Here is a 21,978-nt window from a genome sequence, read left to right as displayed (position 1 = left end):
CGCCCCCTTGAAGAGGACGGGCCCGTCGGGGGCTCCCACGTGGCGGGCGCGCGACTCAGTGCGCGCCTTCCACCTTCACGCCGGGGGCCGGCTTCTTGAGCATGAAGACCAGCACCAGCGACAGGGCGAAGATGGCGGTGAGCATCGTGAAGTTGGCGTTGAACGCGCGCACCAGCGCCTGGCCGTTGATGCGCTGGCTGAGCAGGCTGTAGGCGGCGCCCAGCGGGTCCGCCACGCGCGCGCCCACCGCGCCCTTCATCGCGGCGAGCTGCTCCTGCGTCACCTGGCTGTACGGGTCCACGTGCGACGTCAGCGCGGTGAAGTTCACCTTCGTCGTCCGGCTGAGCGCGCTACTCATCCACGCCGTGCCAATGGAGCCGCCCAGTTCGCGCGTCAGGTTGTAGAGGCCCGCCGCATTGCCGCGCTGATCCGGCCGCAAGTCACTGAGCGCCATCACCGACAGCGGCACGAACACCATGCCCAGCGAGCAGGCGCGGATGAACACCGGCAGGATGAGCGCGCCCTCGTCCGCGGTGCTGGACAGGTGGCCGTTGGTCCACAGCGAGAAGCACATGCCGATGAGGCCCAGCCCCACCAGCATCCGCCCATCCACCTTCCCGCCGAAGCGGCCGATGAGCGGCATCAGGAGCAGCTGGATGACGCTGCCCTTGAGGAAGATGAGGCCGATGTCGAGCGCCGAGTAGCGCATCACCGTGCCGCAGTAGAGGCTGAAGAGGAACGAGCCGGCGAACAGCGCCGTGCCGACGATGAAGTTGATGCCCGTGGCCGCCGTGTACGAGCGGTTGGCGAACACGCGCAGGTCCACCACCGGCTGGGGTGTCTCCAATTCGTGGACGATGAAGGTGATGAGCGCCACCCCCGCCACCACCGCGAGCAGGGTGATTTTGGTGCTGTCGAACCAGTCCTCGCGGTTGCCCTCCTCCAGCACGAACTGGAGCGAGGCCATGCCCACCGCCAGCAGGCCGATGCCATACCGGTCCACCCGGTCCTGGGTGGGCGCGAAGGCCGGCTGCTCGATGTGGCGCCACGCCATCCAGGCCGCGAACAGGCCCACCGGCAGGTTGATGAGGAAGATCCAGTGCCAGCTCGCCACCTCGATGAGCATGCCGCCCACCGTGGGGCCGAGCAGCGGCCCCGTCACCGCGCCGAGGCCGAAGAGCGCGCCCGCCATGCCGTGCTCCTGGCGCGGGTAGCGGGCGAAGAGGATGGCCTGCGAGGTGGGGATGATGGCGCCGCCACCGATGCCCTGGAGGATGCGGAAGGCCACGAGCGACGGCAGGTTCCACGCCAGGCCGCACAGCACGCTGGCCGCGGTGAACATCAGGATGGAGGCGGTGAAGTAGCGCCGGTAGCCGAAGCGCCGCTGCAGCCAGCCCGTCATCGGGATGACCACCACGTTCGCCATCATGTAGCCGGTGGACACCCACGCAATCTGGTCCAGCGGCGTGCCGAAGCTGGCGCGGATGTCGCTGAGCGCCACGTTGACGATGGAGATGTCCAGCACGGACATCAGCGCCGCGGCCATGGCGGCGATGGTGATACCGGCCTTGGAGCCGGTGATGGCGTCGCTCTGCATGACTAGCGGCCCTTGGTATTCACGGTGACTTCGGCGCTCATGCCCGGACGCAGGCCCGCGTCCTTCAGCTCACCGTCGAAGCGGATGAGCACGGGGATGCGCTGCACCACCTTCACGAAGTTGCCGGAGGCATTGTCCGGGGGCAGCAGCGCGAAGCGCGCGCCGCTGGCGCCGGCCAGGCTGTCCACGTGGCCCCTGAACTCGCGGCCGCCGAAGGCGTCCACCGTGAGCTCCACTTCCTGGCCGGGCTTCATCTCCCCGACCTGGTCCTCCTTGAAGTTGGCCACCACCCAGAGGTCGTCCTGGGGCACCAGCGCCATCAGCGGGCGCGAGGGGTCCACCACCTGGCCCACCTCCACCGTGCGGCGGCTCACCACGCCCGCCACCGGCGCGCGCACCTGGGTATAGGACACGGCCAGCTCCGCCAGCTTGAGCGCCGCCTGGGCCTGCTTCAGCTTCGCCTCGGCCAGCTTCACCGCCGCCTGGGCCGCCTGCACCTGCACGGCCACCGTCTCCGCCGCGGCCAGCTTGCCCTGCGCCGCCTCCAGGCCGCCGGACGAGCCCTGCACGCCGGCCTCCGTGGACACCAGCCGCGCGCGCGCCACGTCCAGGTTGGCCTTCGCCTGGTCATACCCGGCCTGCCGCGCGTCCAGGTCCGCCTGGGTGACGGCGCCCTCCGTCTTGAGCGTCTTCACGCGGTGGAGGTCCGACTCGGCCAGCTTGAAGCGGGCCTCGGCGGACTGCACGTCCGCGCGCGCCTGGTCCAGCGCCGCCCTGGACGAGCTGATGCCGCTGGAGGCCTGCACCACGCCGCCGCGCGCCTGGCGCAGGTTGGCGCCGGCATTCGTCTCGGTGAGGGCGAGCTGCGCCTGGGCGCTGGAGAAGCCGGCCTCCGCGCTCAGCACGTCCGCGCGCGCCACGTCCAGCTTCGCGTTCAGGTCCGTGTCGTCCAGCTCCACCAGCACGTCGCCGGCCTTCACCAGCTGGTTGTCGCCCACCCGCACCTTCGCCACCTGGCCGGAGATGCGCGGCGCCACGTTGGCGATGCGGCCCTCCACCTGGGCGTCGTCGGTGGACTCGTGGCCGTACGTCAGCGCGTAGCTGACGCCGCCGCCCAGCAGCGCCACGGCCAAGAGCGCCGGCAGCACCTTCTTCGCCCGCGACGAGCGCGGGGCGGCCGGCTTCGTGCCGACATTGGCGGGGGCCTTGGGTTCTTCGATGCCAGGGAGGTCCTTGTCGAGATTCGCGGTCTGGGTGCTCATGGAAGGCTCGGGAGATTCGGTGACAGATGGTTTGGTGGCTAACCATCCAGCCCGACGGAGGCCTCCGCCGGGACTGGACGGAACGAATCAGGGGTGTGGGAGGGGCTTCAGGGGTCCCGCAGGGCGGGGATGCCCGAGCTGACCTTGGACATCAGCTCCTGGAGGGTGGCCCGCTCGGCCTCGCTCAGGGGGTCCATGAGGGCGGAGATGCGGCGGTAGTGGTCCGGCAGCATGCCCTCGAGCAGCTTGCGCGCCTTGGCGGTGAGCTTCACCGTGTACATCCGGCGGTCCTCGGGGTGGTCCTGGCGGGAGATGAGGTCGTCCTTCTCCAGGGTGTCGAGCAGCCCCGTCATGGTCGCCCGGCTGACGCACGAGCTCTCCGCCAGCTCCGCCGGGGTGAGGCCCCGCCCGCCCTCCCCCTCCTCGGTGGAGAAGAGGCGGATCAACACGACGAAGCGGCCCATGGAGAGGCCATGCCGCGCCAGGTGCGCGTCGTAGGCCCCCGTCAGCTCGTGCGCCAGGTCCAGCATGGCGATGCACGTCTGGATGGCGCTCATGTCGAGCTGGGGGAAGCGCTCCGCCAGCCGGCGCAGCCGCTCGTAGCGGGCCGCCGGCGGGACCGCCAACAGGGATGGGGTTCGCGTCGCCACAGTGACCTTACAATAAGGGACCTAACTAAATTCGCAATCGGAAGTTCGAAAGCGCCTCTGGAGACGAGCCCTCGCCTGCCCTCCTGCCGGGAGGCTCCGGACGCGGGCCGTTAGGAAGGGCGTGAGATGGATGTGAAGGACCCCACGGTGCAGGCGGCGCTGCGGCGCGCATGTGAGGAGGCCGGACTGCCGGACTCGCTCCGGGGCTGCGTGTACCCGCTCCTCAGGGAGCCGGAGGGCGAGTGGCCCGCGTGCTGTGGCGGGGGCTGCCTGCCGTGCGCGTCCACGCTGGCGGATGTGGCGGCGCGCACGCTGGAGTTGCTGGGCACCCCGCGGCGCGCGCCGCTCTGACGGGGTGGAGGCTGACCTGGGGCGCGCATGCTGCTCGGTGACGTACGCTCGCGGGCATGAATCCCATCGTCCATGGCGAGATTGCGTGGCTCGCCGCCCAGGGTCTGCGTGAGCGCAGGGACCGCATCCTCGTCGTCTGCGCCGGGCTGGCTCCGGACCTGGACGGGCTCACGCTGCTCGCGGGCGAGGAGTATTACGGGCGCTATCACCACGTCCTCTTCCACGGGTACGTGGGCGCGCTCGTCACCATGGCGGTGTGCGCCGCGCTGGCGCGGCAGCGGGCGTGGGTGGCGGGCCTGTCACTGCTGGCCTTCCACCTCCACATCGTCTGCGACCTCGCGGGCAGCGGGCCCGGCTGGCCCATCCACTACTGGTGGCCGAACAGCATGCGCGAGTGGTTCTGGGACGGGCAGTGGGATCTGGCCTCGTGGCAGAACAGCCTCATCGGCCTCGTGACCACGCTGGCGTGCCTGGCGTGCGCGCTGCGCTTCCGGCGCACCGTGGTGGAGGTGTTCTCCCTGCGCTGGGACGCGGAGGTGACGCGCACGCTGCGGCGCCGGTTCCTCGGAGAGGTGGACTCCCCGGGCCCCACGCCTCCCGCGCGGTGAGCGAGCGAGGTGCTGCCCACGCGCGGCGGACCGCGCGGTGCGCGAGCGAGGTGCTGCCCACGCGCGGCGGACGGCGCAGTGAGCAAGCGAGGTGCTGCCCACGCGCGGCGGACGGCGCGCGCGCCTCACTCCGGCTGCTTGCACTCGCGGCGCAGCGCCTCGACGCGCTCCTTGGGCATGGCGCGCACCGTGGCGGGCACCAGGGCGCGGAAGCGCTCGCACCGCTCCGTCACGTCCTGCTCCTGCTCCAGCTGCTTCACGGCCACGTCCGCCGCCTGGGACGGCTGACCCTTGCGCTGGTACAGCCGCTCCAGCAGCACGTACGAGCCCTCCGGCCGCGGGTTCTCCGCCACCTGGCGCTTCGCGGCGTCAATCGCCTCGTCCACCCGGCCCTCGCGCTCCAGCTCCGACGCGCGCTCCAGGTCCTCCGTCTTGGTGCAGTACGGCAGGAGCGACCGCACCTTCTGCATCACGTCGCTCTTCGACTGGTACAGCTTCGAGTCCACCGAGCGCCAGATTTCGCAGCGCGTGGCGCGGCGCTCGCCCTGGATGAGCTTGGACACCTTCTCCGTCATCCGCGTCGCCGCGTCCATCCGCCCCACCTTCTCCAGCCGCTTCGCGAAGTTCAGGTGGTCCATCGCGTCCTGCGAGTCCCGGTACGGGCTCACCTCCAGGTGCTTCTCGTAGCTGCGCACCGCCGCGTCCACGTTGCCCTCGTTCAGCTCCGCCTGGGCCAGGTCCTTGTTCGCCTGCGGGTGGCGCGGGTTGAGCGCCACGGTGCGCTTGAGCAGCGACACCCGCGCCGGCTCGCTCTTCTGCCGCAGGCTCAGCTCCCAGTAGGCCCGCGCGTCCTTCGTGCCCCCGTCCACCAGCTTCTGGTAGATGCCGAGCGCGCGCTGCTTCAGTTCCCCCCGTGAGCGCGCCTGCGGGGACTCGCGGAAGGACGTGTTCCAGTAGGCCTGCGCGAGCGCGAGCTGCACGTCGTTGTTGTCCGGGTCCCTGCGCTCCGCCTCCTTCAACAGCTGCACGGCCTTCTCGCAGCCCGCCCTGTCGAAGCCGTCCGACGGGCAGTGCTCCTGCGCCAGGCGGATGCCCTCCTTCGCGTCGCTCGACAGCACCGCAGGGGCCGCCACGGAGGGCGTGAGCGCGGCCGACTGAGGCGGAGGGGGCGCGGCCTGCGCGCGCTCCGGAGGAGGCAGGGCCTGGGCCTGGGCCTGGGACGGCAGGGGCGTGAGCAACGCCAGCAGCCACACGCAGCGGACATGGAACGCGGTCATGGAAGGCTCCTTGCTCATCGCTGCACGTGGACGTGGTCCGCGGCCGGGTCGTTGCAGTCGAGGAACGTCACCGGGCCGTTCTCGCTGAAGCTGTTGTCCTCACCCGCCACGCGGATGCCCGCTAGCTCCACCACGCACATGAGCTGCCGCGCGTCCTTGCCGGGAATGGTGAGGCTGCGCGGGTCCAGGTCGAGCGCCAGCCCGCGCGTGTGCCGGCTGTTGATGGTGCCCGAGCCGATGAACTTGTTGCGTTGCGGGTTGCGGAACGCGCTGGTGACGATGCGCTCCAGGCTCACCCGGCTGGCGCGGTTGTTCGCGGACGTGTCGGCGATGCCGTTGGGCCCGGCGCGGATGGCGCCCGCGCAGCCGCCGTTGACGCGCGCGCCGACGCACACGTCGTCTCCCTTCGGCTCGGTGTCCCCCAGCGCCCCCAGCATCAGCACGGCCTGCCCGGGTGACACCACGGTGGAGGAGGGACTCGCCGCCCGCGTCCCCACCGGCACCACCTGCACGTCGTCGTTGAGGATGCGGTTGACCTCCGCTTCCAGGTCGGTGAGCAGCTTCTCCAGCTCGCCCGGCTTCTCCTCGACGATGATGGAGTAGTTGCCCCGGTTGAGCGTGGTGCGCCCCGGCACGCTCACGTTCGTCAGCGTCGGCTGGAACGTCGTGCCGTAGTCCACGTACTCCTGGCGGAGGATGTCCGCCTCCTCCTGGCGGATGAAGGTGGTGGGCGGCAGCTTCGCCTCCAGCGTCCCGCCTTCCAGCACCAGCGTGGCCACCACCTCGTACTCCAGTGGAGGATTGGGGTCCCTGCTGCCCGTCTTCGGCAGCGCCGAGGTACCCCGGAAGACCAGCTCGGCGCCTGTCGCCACCGCGGGCACTGCGGGCCCCGACTGCGTCCCCACCGGCTTCACCGTCCAGCGGATGCGGTCCGCCAGCCCCGCCTCGCCGCCCTCCACCCGCGCGCGCGCCACCGTCTCCTCGCGCGTGACGAAGGACGTGCGCGCCGTCGTGCCCTCGCGCCGGGTGAAGACCTCGGTGAGCGCCAGCGTCACCTGCTGGCCTTCAATGTCCTTCGTGACCTCGACCAGGGGAGGAGGCGGCGCACCGCTGCCGCCCGTGGCCGGGCCGGCATCCTCCTTCGCCTCCTCGGTGCCGCACTTGCAGCCCGTGGCGAGCACGACGCAGGTCAGCCCCGCGGCCAGCCACCAACGTGGATTCGTCTTCACGAGCGCTTCACCCCCCGCCGCGCGCCGTCCGAGTGACTCTCGCCGGGCGCGGCCGTGTAGCGACGCGCGCATCTTGCGTGAGCCGTCACGCGCCGCCGGGCGCGTCCGTGTCGCGGATGTCCGTGACAGGACGCGCTCGCGCGCGACGACGCACTGTCCGACGCTGCGCCCGTCCCCGGGGGCGACACGCCCCACCCCGCCACCCCTCCCCGCGAGTCACCCACGCGGTGAACGGAGCGACAGTTGCCCCGCAGGCGCCCTGCGTGCGCGACCGCGTCGCCGCGCACCGACGCAGGGCCGCATGCGCACCCGCGCCTCTCCACACCGAAGTAGGACGGCATGCGCGCCGCCCCGCACCGATGCGGCGCCTCGAAGGAGCCCTTGCGCCTCGCCGCGCCGGGGCATCCTGCCCCCGATGGGGCGATGTGCCCCAGCCGGACGGGGCCGTCCGCCCCGGTCAGCCGCCACTTCCCGAGGGAGGCTCCCTCCACTGGAGGCTGGCACGGCCGATGCTCTTGCCCACCCACAGCCAACCTGCCCCGGCACCCGCCGAGGGCTCCAGCCGCGGCAACTAACCGCCGCTTTCCTTGCAGCACTCGCGGTACGTTGTGAGTACCCACCTCCGGTCCGTGGGCTCCACCCCCTCGCCCACGGACCGGGGAAGCCTCTCCAGAAGACCGCCCGTGAGACTCGCTCGCAAGTTCACCCTGGCCCTCGTCCTGCTCGCTGTCGCCGTCATCTCCGGCCTGCAGTACATCCAGGTGCGCCGGGAGCTGGAGCGCTCCGCGCTGGACATGCAGCACGACCACCGCCTGCTCGGCCACACGCTCGCCGGCGCCATCGGCAAGGCGTGGCAGCTCGCCGGTGAGCGGGAAGCCCTCACCCTCCTCCACCAGTCCAACCGCTTCCAGGAGCAGGTGCACCTGCGCTGGGTGTGGCTCGACGGCGGCCCCGGCACTCCGCCGCTGGCGGGCTTCCCGCCGCGCCTGCTCGCCACGCTGCGCGCGGGGCAGGACGGCTCCATGGTGGACCCGAGCCCGGAGCCGGGCCTGCTGCACTCGTACACGCCGGTCATCATCAACGGGCAGCGGCTGGGCGCCATCGAAATCACCGAGTCGCTGGGCGACCAGCGGATGCACGTGCGCACCGTCGTCGTGGGCACCATCGCCGCCACCGCCGCGATTACGGCCGCCTTCTTCGTGGCCGCCATGGCCATGGGCCGGCGCCTCGTGGGTGAGCCGGTGGACCGGCTGGTGAAGCTCGCGCACCGCATCGGCCAGGGCGACCTCACCGCCCGCGTGCAGCTCCCGCAGCGGCGCGGCGACGAGCTGACGACGCTGGCCAGCGCCATGAATCGCATGGGCGAGCAACTGGAGGAGACGCGCGCGCGCCTCGCCTCGGAAACGGCCGCGCGGCTGTCCGCGGTGGAGCACCTGCGCCACGCGGACCGGCTCACCACCGTGGGCAAGCTGGCCTCCGGCGTGGCGCACGAGCTGGGCACGCCGCTCAACGTCGTCATGGGCCGCGCGAAGATGATTTCCAGCGGCGAGGCCGAGGGCGAGGAGGTGAATGAGTGCGCGCAAATCATCTCGCAGCAGGCCCAGCACATGACGGGCATCATCCGCCAGCTCCTGGACTTCGCCCGGCGCCGCCCGCCCCATCGCGCGCCGGAGGACGTGCACGGGCTGGTGGAGCGCTCGCTCAGCCTGCTGCGGCCCATGGCGTCCAAGCGCAGCGTGGCGCTGGAGACCCAGGTGCCCTCGGGACTGGCGCTGGAGGTGGACGGAGGGCAGGTGCAGCAGGTGCTCACCAACCTGGTGATGAACGCCCTGCAGGCCATGAAGCGCCCGGGTACCGTCCACGTGCGCGCCGAGGAGGTCCGCGCCACGCCGCCGGCCGCGGAGGGCGGCGCCGAGGCCGACTACGTGCGGCTGGACGTGCAGGACGAGGGCGACGGCATCCCCGCGGACGTGCTGCCCCACGTCTTCGAGCCCTTCTTCACCACCAAGGACGTGGGCGAGGGCACGGGCCTGGGCCTGTCCGTCTCCTACGGTCTGGTGAGAGACCATGGGGGCTGGATTGGCGTGCGCAGCGAGCCCGGACGCGGTAGCTGCTTCTCCATCTACCTGCCACGAGGAGAGCACTGATGCCGGGCCGCGTCCTGGTCGTCGAGGACGAGCGCGAGATGCGCGCCATGCTGGAGAAGGGCCTCACGCGCCGGGGCTTCACGCCGCTGGCGCTGCCTTCCGCGGACGAGGCGCTGGCGAAGCTGGCCGCCGAGGACTTCGACGTGGTGCTCACCGACTTGCGCATGCCCGGCATGGACGGGCTGGCGCTGTGTGAGCGCATCGCCCTCAACCGCCCGGACATCCCGGTGGTGGTGGTGACGGCCTTCGGCAGCCTGGAGACGGCGGTGGCCGCCATCCGCGCGGGCGCGTACGACTTCGTCACCAAGCCCATCGACGTGGACGCGCTGGTGCTGGTGCTGGAGCGCGCGGTGCAGCACCGCGCCCTGCGCGAGGAGGTGCGCCGGCTGCGGCAGGAGCTGGGCCGGCGCGACGACGGCGGCGCCGTGGTGGGCGAGAGCCTGGCCATGAAGCAGGCCTACGCGCTCATCGACCGCGTGGCCGATTTGGACTCCACGGTGCTGATTACCGGCGAGAGCGGCACCGGCAAGGAGGTGGCCGCGCGCGCCGTGCACACGCGGGGACGCCGCAAGGACGGGCCCTTCGTGGCCCTCAACTGCGCGGCCATGCCGGAGGCGCTGCTGGAGAGCGAGCTGTTCGGCCACGCCAGGGGCGCCTTCACCGACGCCAAGGCGGCGCGCACCGGCCTCTTCGTCCAGGCGCACGGCGGCACCCTCTTCCTGGACGAGGTGGGCGAGCTGCCCCTCACGCTCCAGCCCAAGCTGCTGCGCGCGCTCCAGGAGCGCGTGGTGCGCCCGGTGGGCGGGGACACCGAGGTGCCCTTCGACGCGCGCATCGTCGCGGCCACCAACCGGGACCTCGAGCTGGCGGTGGAGGAAGGCCGCTTCCGCGAGGACCTCTACTACCGTCTCAACGTCATCGGGATTGAGCTGCCGCCCCTGCGCGCGCGCGGCAACGACGTGCTGGCCCTGTCCCAGCGCTTCATCGAGCAGTTCGCCGCGCGCACCGGCAAGCGCGTGGTGGGTCTGTCCCCCGCGGCGGCGCAGCGGCTGCTCGTCTACGGGTGGCCGGGCAACGTGCGCGAGCTGCAGAACTGCATCGAGCGCGCGGTGGCGCTCACCTCCTTCGAGCAGCTCACCGTCGATGATTTGCCCGAGCGCGTGCGCAACTACAGCCAGCCGAAGGCGGTGCCGGAGAACACGGACCCGTCGGAGCTGGTGACGCTGGAGGAATTGGAGCGGCGCTACATCCACCGCGTGCTGGAGACGGTGGGCGGCAGCCGCACGCTGGCCGCGCGGGTGCTCGGCGTGGACAGGAAGACGCTCTACCGGAAGCTGGAGCGCGACGACGAGGCGAAGAAGCCCTGACGGAGCCCGCTCAATTCTCGCCCGGCGCGGGCTCCAGGCGGACCTCGAAGAGCTTGGGCCACAGCTTGCCCGTCATGAACATGCGGCCGGTGCCCGGCTCCACGGCGATGCCGTTGAGCACCGCCTCCTTGCTGTCCAGCTGCGAGGCCACCGCGCGCGTCAGCTCCGACGCGTCGATGATGGCCACCACGTGGCCGGTGTGCGGGTCGATTTCGATGACCTCCGAGGTGTGCCAGACATTGGCGTAGATGACGCCGTTGGCGCACTCCAGCTCGTTGAGCTGGTCCAGGGGCTGGCCCTGCAGCGTCACCTCCACGGTGCCCAGCGGGCGGAAGTCGTCGAGCGCGTGGAAGGTCAGCGTGGAGCTGCCGTCGCTGCGCACCAGCTTCCCCTCCCAGTAGCACAGGCCCCAGCCGTCGCCCTCGTAGCGCGTGGTGCGCTCGCGGCGCGGAGGACTGCCGCTCCACGTGAAGAGCAGCCCCTCCGTCCAGGTGAGCTGGTAGAGGCGCTCGCCGTCGCTGGCCAGCCCTTCCGTGAAGATGTCGCCCAGCTCCTCCATCCACACCGGCTCGGCGGAGTCGAAGGAGAGCTGGCGCAGGGTGCCCTCGTGGCCGGTGCTCTCGAAGAGGCGGCCCTGGTGGAACACGAGCCCCTGCGTGAAGGCGTCCGTGGAGTGCGGGTACTCACGGACGATGCGCGCCACCCGCCGCTGCGGCACCGTCGGCTGCGTGCCCTCCGACACGGGCCGGTGGGCGGGCGTGCACGTCGCACTCAGCGCGCACAGCGGCAACAACCAGGACGACTTCCGCAGGGAGGGCTTCATGATGCGCGAGCTTATCGCGCGGCACGGGCCGCGTTGGCCAGCGCCTCAGCGCTGCGGAGGAACGAGCGTTTCCACCGCCGCACAGAGGTCCTCCATGGCGAAGGGCTTGTTGAGCACACACGCCGCGCCCAGCTGCTTCGCCTCCGCATGGAGCTGCGCGTCGCCAAAGGCGGTGATGAGGATGACCGGCGTGGTCCACCCCTCGCGCCGCAACCGGGCGAGCACCTCCAGACCCGAATAACCGGGCATGCGCACGTCGGTGACGATGAGGTCCGGCACCTGCGTCTGGGGCGCCAGCAGTCCATCGACAATCGCCTGCACCAGGTGCGGCCCGTCGGGCGCGTCCACCACCTCATAGCCCCGGCGCATCAGCGCCCGCCGCAGCAGCACGCGCATCTCCGCCTGGTCCTCCGCCACCAGGATGCGCGGCGCCCCGCGCCTGTCCACCCACGCCCGGGTCGAGGCGGGCCGCTGCCGCGACGACACCTGCTCATTCACGTTCTCTTCCGGCCCCATCATCAATATCGGCTCCTTGGGAATTCGGGTGGGCCCGCCAGGCAGAGCATTCGCCGTGCCATGCCCGCTTCCTCGGAACGGGGCGCGTTTCCCGCGGAGAAATGCCCCGGGCGGGGCACTTTGCCCCGCCCCACTCCGCCCCATGGGGCCCTCGCACCGGCGCTTCCAGAGGGAGACACGCCCTGTCTGGGATTGGCCCGGGGCCTGCAATGACTCGCGGCATCGGTTCGGGCGTGGGGCTTCGCACAGGGTCCCCATGCACCAGTGGCCGCCGCGAGGAGTCGGGGGACGCCTCGCGCGCGGCCATCGCGTCCACCCCGCGCCCGGACCGGGATTTCCACCCCTTTTTGCGGCCGGACTCCCTCCGGCCCACATGGAGAACGAACGATGCCCTGCTCGCTCCCGACCCGCCGCTTCCTCGGTGCCCTGGCCCTGCTTCCCGCCGCGACCTTCGCCGGTGCCTGCGGCCAGTCCCAGGGCACCGCGGCCGCCGCGGCTCCTGCGGCCGCCGTCTCCGCGCCCGCGCCCACGAACGTGGCCGCCACGCCTGTCGCCTCGCCCAACGTGCCCGTGCAGCAGGCGCTCTACAGCCCCGCGGCGTCCGGCGCACCGGGCACGCTCACCTCGCTGGCGCCGCTGGTGGACGCGGTGAAGGGCGCGGTGGTCAACGTGGAGGTGACGGCGCGGCCGCGCCGCGTGTCCGGCATGCAGGGCCTGCCGCCGGGCATGGCGGAGCGCTTCGGCCTGCCGCCCGGCATGGGCTTCCAGGGCCAGACGCCGCAGCGCCAGGGCGCGGGCTCCGGCTTCATCATCGACTCGAATGGCACCGTCCTCACCAACAACCACGTGGTGGCGGACGCGGACGTGGTGCGCGTGAAGCTGGACGACGGTCGCGCCTTCGATGCCGAGGTGCTCGGGAGGGACCCGCTCACCGACGTGGCGCTCATCAAGCTCAAGGGCGCGCCGGGCAACCTGCCCGCCGTGCCGCTGGGCGACTCGGACGCGCTGCGCGTGGGTGACGCGGTGATGGCCATCGGCAACCCGTTCGGCCTCGCCTCCAGCGTGAGCGCCGGCATCCTCTCCGCCCGGGCGCGCGACATCCACGCGGGGCCCTATGACGACTTCCTCCAGACGGACGCCGCCATCAACCCCGGCAACTCCGGCGGGCCGCTCTTCAACATGAAGGGCGAGGTGGTGGGCATGAACACGGCCATCATCGGCGGCGCCACGGGCATCGGCTTCGCGGTGCCCAGCAACCTCATCCGCAACCTCCTGTCGCAGCTGCAGGACACGGGCGCGGTGCGGCGCGGCTGGCTGGGCCTGTCCGTGCAGGACCTCACGCCGGACATCGCCAAGGCGCTGGGCGTGCAGGCGACGAAGGGCGCGGTGGTGGCCGGCGTCAGCCGCGGCGGGCCGGGCGCCCGCGGCGGCCTGCGCGAGGAGGACGTCATCACCTCCGTGGAGGGCAAGCCGGTGGACACGGCGGGCGCCCTCACGCGCGCGGTGGCCCAGCTCAAGCCCGACAGCAAGGTGAAGGTGGAGCTCTTGCGTGACGGCAAGCCGCAGACGCTGGAAGTCACGCTGGGCACGCGCCCGGCCATGGAGGGCGAGGAGGAGGTGGCGCCGCGCAACGGCACCGCGGCCCAGCGCCAGCGCATCGGCGTGCAGCTGCGGGACACGGAGGACGGCCCGCAGGTGATGGCGGTGGAGCCCGGCAGCCCGGCGGACAAGGGCGGCCTGGTGCCCGGCATGGTGCTCGTGCAGGTGGGCGACGAGAAGGTCTCCAGCGCGTCCGAGGCCGTGCAGGCCTTCGCCTCCGCGAAGCCCGGCGCGCCGGTGCTCCTGCGCGTGCGCGCCCCCAACTCCGACACCGCCCTGCTGCGCGCGGTGGAAGTGCCGGAGCGCTGAAAGCCTCCGCGTTCAGGCTTTGCTTGGACAAACCCCGCACACCCGGGAAGGTTGTCCAAGCCCGGGGCGGCGCGGTGGCGGACGACCCACCGGGTCGCCCCGCGGCCGGCCGTCCGATTCTGAATTGGCGGTGGACCTGACGTAGAGTGTCGCCCCGTGCCGCGCTGCCAGACATGTGGGCGGCGTTGGGAAGACTCCCACGCGCCGTGCCCGCCGAGCCCGCCCCCTCCCGGGGGAGGCCCCGCACCGTCCGCCGTGCCCACCTCGCTGCCCGCCGTCCCGGGCTACGAGGTGGAGCGGGTGGTGGCACACGGGGGCTTCGGCGTGCTGCTGGGCGCGTGGCGCGCGTCGGATGGCAAGCGGGTGGCCATCAAGGTGGCGCGCAGCGGCAACGTGCTGGGCCGCGCGCAGCTCGTCCGCGAGGCCGAGGCGCTCAAGGTGCTGGGCCCACCCACCGTGCCCGCCCTCTACGAGTTCGGCACGCTGCCGGGCGGCGCGCGCTTCCTCGCCATGGAGTACGTGTCGCTGCCCACGCTGGCCGAGCGCCTCGCCCGCACCTCCGGGCCGCTGCCCGCGGAGGAGCTGGCCCTGCGCGCCCTGGCCGCGGTGGACACGGTGGCCGCCGTGCATGCGCGCGGGCTGGCCCACTGTGACTTGAAGCCGGAGCACCTCTTCCTGGACGAGGTGGCCGGCCGCATGCGCGTCTTCGACTTCGGGCTGGTGCGCGGCACCGCCACGGAGGGAATCATCCTGCCGGTGGGGGCCACGCCCAGCGACACGTCGGGCTTCGCCGGCACCGCGGAGTACATGGCGCCCGAGCAGTGCGCGGGCAACCTGGACGTGGACGCGCGCACGGACGTGTACGCGCTGGGCGTGCTCCTCTACGAGATGCTCACCGGCCGGCCGCCCTTCTTCGGCGCCACGCCGGACGTGCTCCAGGCCCACCTGTCCCTGCGGCCGCCTCCGCCGTCGGACTTCGCGCCGGTGCCGCCCGCCCTCGAGGAGGTGGTGCTGCGCTGTCTCGCCAAGGAGCGCGCGCGCCGCCCGGAGGACGCCGCCGCGCTGGCCACCCTGCTGCGCGGGGCCTTCGAGCACGTGCACCGTCCCTCGGAGGCGTCCTCGCAGCGGCCGGTGTCGCCCGGAGAGCCGCGCCCCGCCCAGGTGCGCCGCTCCGTCGCCGTCCTCTTCCTCACCTCGCGCGCCAACCCCGTGTCCCTGCAGAAGGCGCTGGGCTCCTACGGCGGCCACATGGCCTTCACGGACGGGCCGCGCATCGCCGCCGTGTTCGACCCGGACGTGGGAGAGAATCCGGTGCGCCGGGCCATGCGTGCCGCGGAAGGACTGGCCGAGCGAGGGCTGGCTCCCGGCGCGCTGGTGGACGTGTCCGCCGTCACCGTGCAGCGCCGCCCCACCGGCGCGCCGCGCTACCTGGGCGCCATCTTCTCGCGCGAGGACCACTACCCCGTAGGGCCGGACGCGCACGGGCTCTTGCTGACGCCGGCCGCCGCGGAGGCCGTGCCGGAGGTGCCCTGCATGGAGGTTCCGGGCCTGCGCGGCCTGCTGCGCCCCGCGCCCCCGGGGGCCGCGCCGCGTCCGGACATCACCGTCCTCCAGCTCGGCAGCGAGGTGCTGGTGGGCCGCGAGGCGGAGCTGACCTCGCTCCTGGAGAGCGCGCGCTCGGCGGTGGGCGAGGCCGCGCCCACCGTCGTCACCGTGCTGAGCGACCGGGGCCACGGCAAGAGCCACCTCGCGGCCACGCTGGCCCGCAGGCTCCAGGCGCTCCTGCCGCACACGCGGGTGTACTCCACGCGCTCGCGCGAGCCGGTGCAGGGCGACCCGGACGGCACGCTGCGCACGCTGCTGCGCTGCGCGCTGAGCGCCTTCGAGCACGACGACACGGACTCGGAGGAGCAGGGCTACGCGGCGATTCAGCAGCGGCTGGGCCCCACGCTGGGCACGGAGCTGTGGCCCGGCGTGGCCGCCACGCTGGGCTGGTACGCGCCGGGCGGGCCGGAGCTGCAGAGCTGGGCCGCGGCGCCCGGCGCGCTGCGCTCGCTGGCCATGCGCGCCGCGGGCGAATTGCTGGCGGCCAACGCCCGCGAGCGCCCGCTGTGCCTCATCGTCGACGACGCGCACTTCGCCGAGGAGACGGCGCTGGACGCGCTGGAGTACGCCTGCCTCGCGGAGGCCAGCGTCCCCCTGTGGGTGTGCGTGCTGGCGCGCCCGGGCTTCGAGAAGAGCCGCCCCACGTGGGGCACGCGCGCCGCCCGGCAGGCCACGTTGTCACTGGCCGCGCTGCGCGCCGACCAGGCCCAGCAGCTGTGCCGCATGCTGCTCAAGCCGGTGGAGAACGTGCCCGCGCAGGCGGTGGAGCGCATCGTCGAGCGTGCCCAGCACGTGCCCCTGTACGTGGTGGAGCTGGTCCGCGGCCTCAAGCGCCAGGGGCTGGTGCGCCAGCGCGCGCCGGGCGGCAGCTGGTACCTCGTCACCGACGGGCTGGAGAAGGTGCCGGAGCTGCGCCTCGTGGAGTGGCTGGCGGACCGGGAGTTGGGCGCGCTGCCTCCGTCGCTCGCCGCGCACGCGCGGCTGTGCGCGCTGCTGGGCACGGACTTCACCGCCGCCACCGCGGAGGGCGTGGTGCGCGAGCTGGAGCGCGACGGCGCGGCGGGCGGCTTCCCGCTGGACGCGGGCCACGCCACGAAGCGGCTGCTGGACTCCGGCCTGCTGGTGGCCCACCGACAGGAAGGGCTGAGCTTCCGCAACGAATTGCTGCGCGAGGCGGTGGCGGCCACCCTGCCCGCCGCCGAGCGGCTGCGCATCCACCACGCCGCCTACCGCTACTACCTGGGCAGCGCGGGGGCCAGCGAGCGCCAGCGCCTGCCCCGCCTGGCGCTGCACGCCGCCGCCGCCGGCCTGCGGGACGAGGCCGCCGCGCTCTCCATTGACCTGGCCGAGTCCGCGCGCGGCCGCCACGCCTTCCTCGACGCGGAGGCCATGTACACGCGCGCGCTGGAGTTGCTGGAGCCGACGGACGAGCTGCGCTGCCTCACCGCGCTGCGGGGCCGGGGCCTCATGCGCATCCGCATCGGCCGGTATGACGACTCGCTGGCGGACTTCGCCACCGCGCGCGAGAAGGCCCGCCGCCTGGACGACACGCGCACGGAGGTGGAGCTGCTGCTGGACGAGGCCATGGCGCTGGACTGGACGAACGACTACGCGCGCAGCGAGGCCCGCGCGCTGGACGCCCAGGCCCTGGCGTCGCGCGTGGAGTCCCCCTACGTGCAGGCCCGGCTGCTCTTGGCGCTGGGCCGCGCCCAGTTCCGCAAGGGCGAGTGGCAGGAGGCGCGCATGCCCCTGGAGGCCGCCGCCGAGCGCGCGCGCCGCCTGGGGGACGCGGGCTACGAGACGCAGGTGGTGGCGCAGCTGCTGCTCGCCGTCATCCTCCCCAACCTGGGCGACATCGACGAGACGGACCGGGTGCTGACGGAGGTCATCGACGCGTGCACCGAGCGCGGAGACCGCTTCCACCTGGGCAGCGCCATCAACAACCGCCGCAACCTCTGGGTGGCGCGCAAGGATTTGGCCAGCGCGCTGAAGGACCAGGAGCGCTTCATGCACCTGGGCCGCGAGCTGGGCATGGTGGGCTGGGAGTACTTCGCCGAGCACAACCTGGGCGAGCTGCACTACCAGGCTGGCGACGTGGAGGCGGCCACGCCGCACATCGCCCGGGCCATTGCGCTGGAGCGTCGGCACCCGGAGGTGGCGCCGCGCCCGTGGGCGCTCCTGCTGCAGGCGCGGGCCATGGCGTGGACGGGCCGGCACGCGCGCGGGCGGGAGCTGTTGGCCCAGGTGCGGCAGGTGCTGGCGGACGGCCGGCACGGCGTGGACCTGAGCCCCTCGGAGGAGGTGCTCTTCGCCATGGTGGAGCTGGCCACGCGCGACGCCACGGCGGAGGCCTGGCGCGCGCTGCGCGAGCGCTCCGCCCAGGTGTCCGTGGAGCAGGAGCCCCTGGAGGTGCTGGAGATGATGGGGCTGGCGGCGCTGCGCCGGAACGACTTCGACGAGGCCGCCCGCGTGCTTCAGGAGGCGCTGGAGCGCGCCCTCCACGTGCCCAACCTCATGGAGGGCCGCATCCGCCGCTCGCTGGAGCGCGTGAGGGACCTCACCCCTGCTGCATGAGGCCCAACGCCATCAGCGCGGCGATGAGCACCCCGGTAATCGACTCGCCGGCAATCGCGCCCGCGCCCAGCGGGGCCACGTTGCGGTCCGTCGCGTCCGGCCAGCGCCTGCGCGCCAGCGCCATGCCCACCGCGCCCAGGCAGATGGACACCGCGTAGAAGGCCGGGAGGATGAAGCCGATGCCCATGGCCAGCGGCAGCGGCAGCCACTTCGCCGCCCGGCTCTTCGCCGCCAGCGTCAGCGCCGCGCCCACCACCGCTGCCACGCCCGCGGCCAGCCCCGCGTGCGGGGGCAGCCCGTCCAGCCCGCGCACCGCCAGCTCCGCCACCGCGCGGAACTGGGTGGCGAAGGGCGCCGGCAGCGCCTGCGAGCCCAGGCCATACGCCTTCGCCAGGAACAGGTAGGCCGGCACCGCCACCAGCGAGCCCGCGAGCACGCCCACCAGCTGCGCCACGAGCTGCCGGCGCGGCGAGGCCCCCAGCAGGTGCCCCGACTTGAGGGACCACATGCTGACGCCCGTCTGCGCCGCCGCGCCCGACGTCACCGCGCCGGACGTCACGTTGGGCGCCACCGCCCCGGGCAGCAGCGCGCCGAACACCACCTGCGTAATCTGGCCCATCTGCGACACCGGTGACACGTCCGTCTGCCCCGCGCCGCGCGCGCACACCGCGCACAGCGGCAGCACCAGCACGAGCGCCAGCAGCATGTACGGCACGCTCAGGCCGAAGACGAGCGCGCCCAGCCCCACCGCCAGCGCGCACGCCGCCAGCCCCACGCCCAGGGCCCAGCGCGGCAGCGCGTCCGCGCGCCCCAGCGAGCCCACGTCCTTCGCGGCCTTGAGGAAGTCGCGCGCCTGCACGCCCAGCGCCGCCAGGGCCGAGCCCACCAGCAGCCCCACGCCCGGCCACGTCAGCCACGTGTCGAGGCCGCCCTCGTAGCCCGCGGCCTTCAGCACGCCCGAGCCCTCCAGCCACGGCGCCAGCACGCCCCACCCCACCACCGCCCCGGCCAGCATGCTCAAGCCCAGGCGCAGGCCCGTCATCATTCCAATCGCCAGCAGCATCGGGCTCCAGCCGATGCCCCACGTCAGCGACGCCGCCGGCACGCCACCCAGCGCGCCCGGCATCGCCGTCATCCCCGGCAGCACCTTGAAGGCGTCCCGCAGCGCGGTGATGGCCACGGACACGCCGGCCACCGCCGCCAGCACCCACCCGCGATGCCCGGTGCGGGCCTCCGGCTGGGTGGGCGCGTGCATGGCGGTGATGAGCTCCGCGGTGGCGGCGCCGGTGGGAAAGGGCAGCGCCTCCTCCACCACCAGCCGGCGCCGCAGCACGTGCGCGGCCAGCACGCCCAGCGCGCCCAGCGCCACGCTCCACGCCACCACGCCCCAGTCGGGCACGGCCAGGCCCAGCAGGCTCAGCGCGGGCAGCGCGCCCAGCAGGCCCGCCGCCGCCGGCATGGCGCCCACCGCGGACGCGGCCGTCTGGGTGACGTTGTTCTCCAGCGGCGTGTACGGCGAGCCCCGCCGCCGCGACACCGTCGCCAGCGCGCTGAAGCCCAGCACCGCGGCGGTGACGGAGCCGCTCTCCCACCAGCCCGTCTTCAGCCCCATGTACACGTTGGTGACGGCCAGCAGGCTCCCGATGAGCAGCCCCACGCCCAGCGCGCGCGCCGTCAGCTCCCGGGGCACCTCGGGCGCCGGGGCCACGGAGGACAAGAGCGGCCGCGCCTCGGAAGGGGGCGGCTCGGCGGCCGGGAGTCCGGAGGGGCCCACGGGAGGACTCATCGCGCCGCCTCGGCGGAGCGGCCCACCAGCTCGCGCAGCTGCGTGAGGTCCAGCGGCTTGGAAATCTTGAGGTTGGGCACCTCGCGCAGGAAGGACACCGTGCGCGGGGTGAAGGCACCTCCCGTCATGAACACCATGCGTCCTGCCTGCTCCGGGGCACAGCGGCCCAGCTCGTTGTACAGGTCCATGCCCGTCATGCCGGGCATCATCACATCACACAGGATGAGGTCGTAGCGGCTGCCTTCGCTCACCAGCCGCAGCGCGGCCTGGGCGCTGTTGGCCGTCGCCACCTCGTGGTCCGCCGCCAGCGAGCGCTGCAGCGCCAGCGTCACGTTGGGCTCGTCGTCCACCACCAGGATGCGCGCCCGCGCGTTGCTCTGCACCGCGGCGGCCAGGCGCGGCAGCACCTCCAGCTCGCGCGTGGCCGCGCGCAGCACCACGCGGAAGGTGCTGCCCCGGCCGGGCTCGCTCTCCGCCTGGATGGAGCCGCCCATGGACTCGATGATGCCGTGGCAGATGGACAGCCCCAGCCCCGTGCCCACGCCCACCGGCTTGGTGGTGAAGAACGGGTCGAAGATGCGGCCCAGCACCTCCGCCGACATGCCCATGCCGGTGTCGCGCACCTCCACCACCACCCGGCCGCGCTCCTCGGCGCGGATGACGACGCGGATTTCGTGCTCGTGGGCGCGCGGGCCGTCCTCCGGAATGGCCTGCGCCGCGTTGAGCAGCAGGTTGAGGAACACCTGGCACAGCCGGGACTCGCTCGCCTCCACCGGCGCCACCGGCTCGAACTCCGTCACCAGCCGCGCGCGGTGGCGCACGACGTTGTCCGCCATCTTGCACGCCAGCTCCACCGCCCGGCGCACGTCCACCGGCATCAGCCGGTGCTCCTGCTCGCCGCGCGCGAAGACCTTCAAGTCCCTCACAATCGTGGCGATGCGCTCGGCGCCCTCCGTCGTCTCGCGCACCAGCTGCTGGAGCGACGCGACAGGGGCCGCGGGCACCACGTGCTCCAGCCGGTCCAACCCCTCGCGGATGAGGTGCAGGTTGACGAGCATGTAGGCCAGCGGGTTGTTGATTTCGTGCGCCACGCCCGCGCCCAGCGTGCCCACCGACGCCAGCCGGTCCGCCACCACCAGGTGCGCCTGGAGCTGCTTGCGCTCCGTGGTGTCGCGGTGGACCATGATGTTCGCAATCGCGCGCCCCTCGCTGTCGCGCAGCGGCACCACCACGGACTCGCACCAGCACGTGGTGCCGTCCCCGCGGCGGAACTCCAGCTCCCCGCTCCAGCGCCCCTGCTTCTCCAGCGCGGTGAGCACCTGCGCGGTGGTCCGGTCGGCCTCCTCCGGGTGCAGCACGCTGAAGAGCGTCTGTCCCAGCGCCTCGGACTTGTTGCGCCCGAACATCCGCTCCGCGCTGGTGTTCCAGTCGATGATGCCGCCGCCCAGGTCGGTAATCACCACGCCGTCGTAGATGCTCTCGAAGATGAGCGACTGGCGCTGCAGCTCCTGCTCCGCCTGCTTGCGCGCGGTGATGTCCATCACCGTGCCCGTCACCCGCGCGGGCGTGCCGGACGCGTCGCACAGCACGTCGCCCTTGCAGGAAATCCACCGCCAGCCGCTGCCCTGCGGCTCGATGCGGTACTCCACCTCCACCTGCGTCTTCTTCTCCAGCGCGGCGCGCAGCACCTCGCGCACGCGGGGCAAATCGCCGGGGTGCACCACCTCGTCCAGGTCCATGGCCCGGCCGGACAGCTTGCCCACCGCGAGCCCCAAGAGCCGGTCCACCTGCTCGCTCCACGTCACCCGGCCGCTCTGCGCATTCCAGTCCCAGATGCCCACGCGCGCGGCGGACAGCGCCTGGCGCAGTTGCTCCTCGCGCTGCTCCAGCACCTCGCGCTTGGAGAAGCGGAACACCGTGACGGTGCCAATCTGGAGCCGGTCGCCTTCCTGGAGCTCGGCGGTGGTGACGGGCACGCCGTTGAGCAGCGTGCCGTTGGTGGACTCGAGGTCCGTGACGTGGCAGCCGCCGTCGTCGGTGCGGACGATGCGCGCGTGCTTGCGCGACACCCCGTGGTCGTCGATGCGCACCGTGGCCTCGGAGCCGCGGCCAATGGTGTGCTCACCCGGCTCCAGCCGATACGCCTTGCCGATGGCGGCCGGTGTCGTCGTGCTGATGAGGATGAGGCAGGCACCGGTGGAAGACGGCGGAGCCAAGGCAAGGCCCGCGCACGTCGTGAGGTCGTCCAGCGTCGTCATGTCCACTCCCCCCGGCGCCC

15 protein-coding genes are annotated in these 21,978 nt (G+C 72.8%); 6 read left to right on the top strand and 9 right to left on the bottom strand.

Going from position 1 to position 21,978, the window contains the following annotated elements:
• Positions 1 to 55: 55 nt before the first annotated feature.
• The 3 genes from ACX9TP_RS06255 to ACX9TP_RS06245 form a co-directional block, all read right to left on the bottom strand.
• Positions 56 to 1,597, bottom strand: coding sequence for a DHA2 family efflux MFS transporter permease subunit (locus ACX9TP_RS06255; RefSeq protein WP_482978801.1), 1,542 nt, complete (start codon positions 1,595 to 1,597; stop codon positions 56 to 58).
• 2 nt (positions 1,598 to 1,599) lie between these two features.
• A complete protein-coding gene (locus tag ACX9TP_RS06250; protein WP_482978800.1) occupies positions 1,600 to 2,859 on the bottom strand; it encodes an HlyD family secretion protein in 1,260 nt (419 codons plus the stop codon).
• A 107-nt stretch (positions 2,860 to 2,966) separates the two neighbouring features.
• On the bottom strand, positions 2,967 to 3,416 hold the full coding sequence (locus tag ACX9TP_RS06245) for a MarR family winged helix-turn-helix transcriptional regulator (protein WP_482982370.1): 450 nt from the start codon (positions 3,414 to 3,416) through the stop codon (positions 2,967 to 2,969).
• Between the two features lie 219 nt (positions 3,417 to 3,635).
• Here ACX9TP_RS06245 and ACX9TP_RS06240 point away from each other — a divergent pair, with 219 nt between their 5' ends.
• Entirely contained in the window at positions 3,636 to 3,860 is a 225-nt protein-coding gene (locus ACX9TP_RS06240; RefSeq protein WP_482978799.1) for a hypothetical protein, read from the top strand.
• Positions 3,861 to 3,916: 56 nt separating this feature from the next.
• Entirely contained in the window at positions 3,917 to 4,468 is a 552-nt protein-coding gene (locus tag ACX9TP_RS06235) for a metal-dependent hydrolase (protein ID WP_482978798.1), read from the top strand.
• A gap of 125 nt (positions 4,469 to 4,593) precedes the next feature.
• On the opposite strand, the gene ACX9TP_RS06230 is transcribed toward ACX9TP_RS06235, so the two are convergent.
• A complete protein-coding gene (locus ACX9TP_RS06230) occupies positions 4,594 to 5,745 on the bottom strand; it encodes a tetratricopeptide repeat protein (RefSeq protein WP_482978797.1) in 1,152 nt (383 codons plus the stop codon).
• A gap of 14 nt (positions 5,746 to 5,759) precedes the next feature.
• The gene (locus ACX9TP_RS06225) at positions 5,760 to 6,974 is read right to left on the bottom strand and encodes a hypothetical protein (protein ID WP_482978796.1); all 1,215 of its coding nucleotides are present in this window, start codon (positions 6,972 to 6,974) and stop codon (positions 5,760 to 5,762) included.
• A 683-nt stretch (positions 6,975 to 7,657) separates the two neighbouring features.
• Between ACX9TP_RS06225 and ACX9TP_RS06220 the strand changes: the two genes are divergently transcribed.
• Together ACX9TP_RS06220 and ACX9TP_RS06215 are read left to right on the top strand one after the other, a co-directional pair.
• Positions 7,658 to 9,121 carry a sensor histidine kinase gene (locus ACX9TP_RS06220; RefSeq protein WP_482978795.1) on the top strand — a complete coding sequence of 488 codons (1,464 nt, stop codon included), beginning with the start codon at positions 7,658 to 7,660 and terminating at the stop codon, positions 9,119 to 9,121.
• On the top strand, positions 9,121 to 10,488 hold the full coding sequence (locus ACX9TP_RS06215; RefSeq protein ID WP_482978794.1) for a sigma-54-dependent transcriptional regulator: 1,368 nt from the start codon (positions 9,121 to 9,123) through the stop codon (positions 10,486 to 10,488). The genes ACX9TP_RS06220 and ACX9TP_RS06215 overlap by 1 nt, the downstream gene beginning before the upstream one ends.
• A 10-nt stretch (positions 10,489 to 10,498) precedes the next feature.
• Here the strand turns inward: ACX9TP_RS06215 and ACX9TP_RS06210 are convergent, their stop codons facing one another.
• Both ACX9TP_RS06210 and ACX9TP_RS06205 read right to left on the bottom strand, forming a co-directional pair.
• The gene (locus tag ACX9TP_RS06210; protein ID WP_482978793.1) at positions 10,499 to 11,311 is read right to left on the bottom strand and encodes a glutaminyl-peptide cyclotransferase; all 813 of its coding nucleotides are present in this window, start codon (positions 11,309 to 11,311) and stop codon (positions 10,499 to 10,501) included.
• 45 nt (positions 11,312 to 11,356) lie between these two features.
• A complete protein-coding gene (locus ACX9TP_RS06205; protein WP_482982369.1) occupies positions 11,357 to 11,827 on the bottom strand; it encodes a response regulator in 471 nt (156 codons plus the stop codon).
• A 387-nt stretch (positions 11,828 to 12,214) separates the two neighbouring features.
• Here ACX9TP_RS06205 and ACX9TP_RS06200 point away from each other — a divergent pair, with 387 nt between their 5' ends.
• Together ACX9TP_RS06200 and ACX9TP_RS06195 are read left to right on the top strand one after the other, a co-directional pair.
• Positions 12,215 to 13,735: a Do family serine endopeptidase gene (locus tag ACX9TP_RS06200; protein ID WP_482978792.1), complete on the top strand. Its 1,521-nt coding sequence runs from the start codon at positions 12,215 to 12,217 to the stop codon at positions 13,733 to 13,735.
• A gap of 156 nt (positions 13,736 to 13,891) precedes the next feature.
• Positions 13,892 to 17,914 (top strand): serine/threonine-protein kinase, encoded by a 4,023-nt coding sequence (locus ACX9TP_RS06195; RefSeq protein ID WP_482978791.1) that lies wholly within the window; start codon positions 13,892 to 13,894, stop codon positions 17,912 to 17,914.
• Here the strand turns inward: ACX9TP_RS06195 and ACX9TP_RS06190 are convergent.
• Complete coding sequence (locus tag ACX9TP_RS06190; RefSeq protein ID WP_482978790.1) at positions 17,898 to 19,700, bottom strand: OPT family oligopeptide transporter; 1,803 nt, start codon at positions 19,698 to 19,700, stop codon at positions 17,898 to 17,900. The two genes, ACX9TP_RS06195 and ACX9TP_RS06190, sit on opposite strands and share 17 nt — an antisense overlap.
• Entirely contained in the window at positions 19,697 to 21,958 is a 2,262-nt protein-coding gene (locus ACX9TP_RS06185) for a serine histidine kinase EspA (protein WP_482978789.1), read from the bottom strand. Before ACX9TP_RS06185 ends, ACX9TP_RS06190 begins: the two co-directional genes overlap by 4 nt.
• Positions 21,959 to 21,978: the final 20 nt, after the last annotated feature.

The organism is Pyxidicoccus sp. M15 (assembly GCF_056858435.1).
Note: the sequence above shows the minus strand (reverse complement) of the source record. Positions and strands in the feature narration are given on the sequence as shown.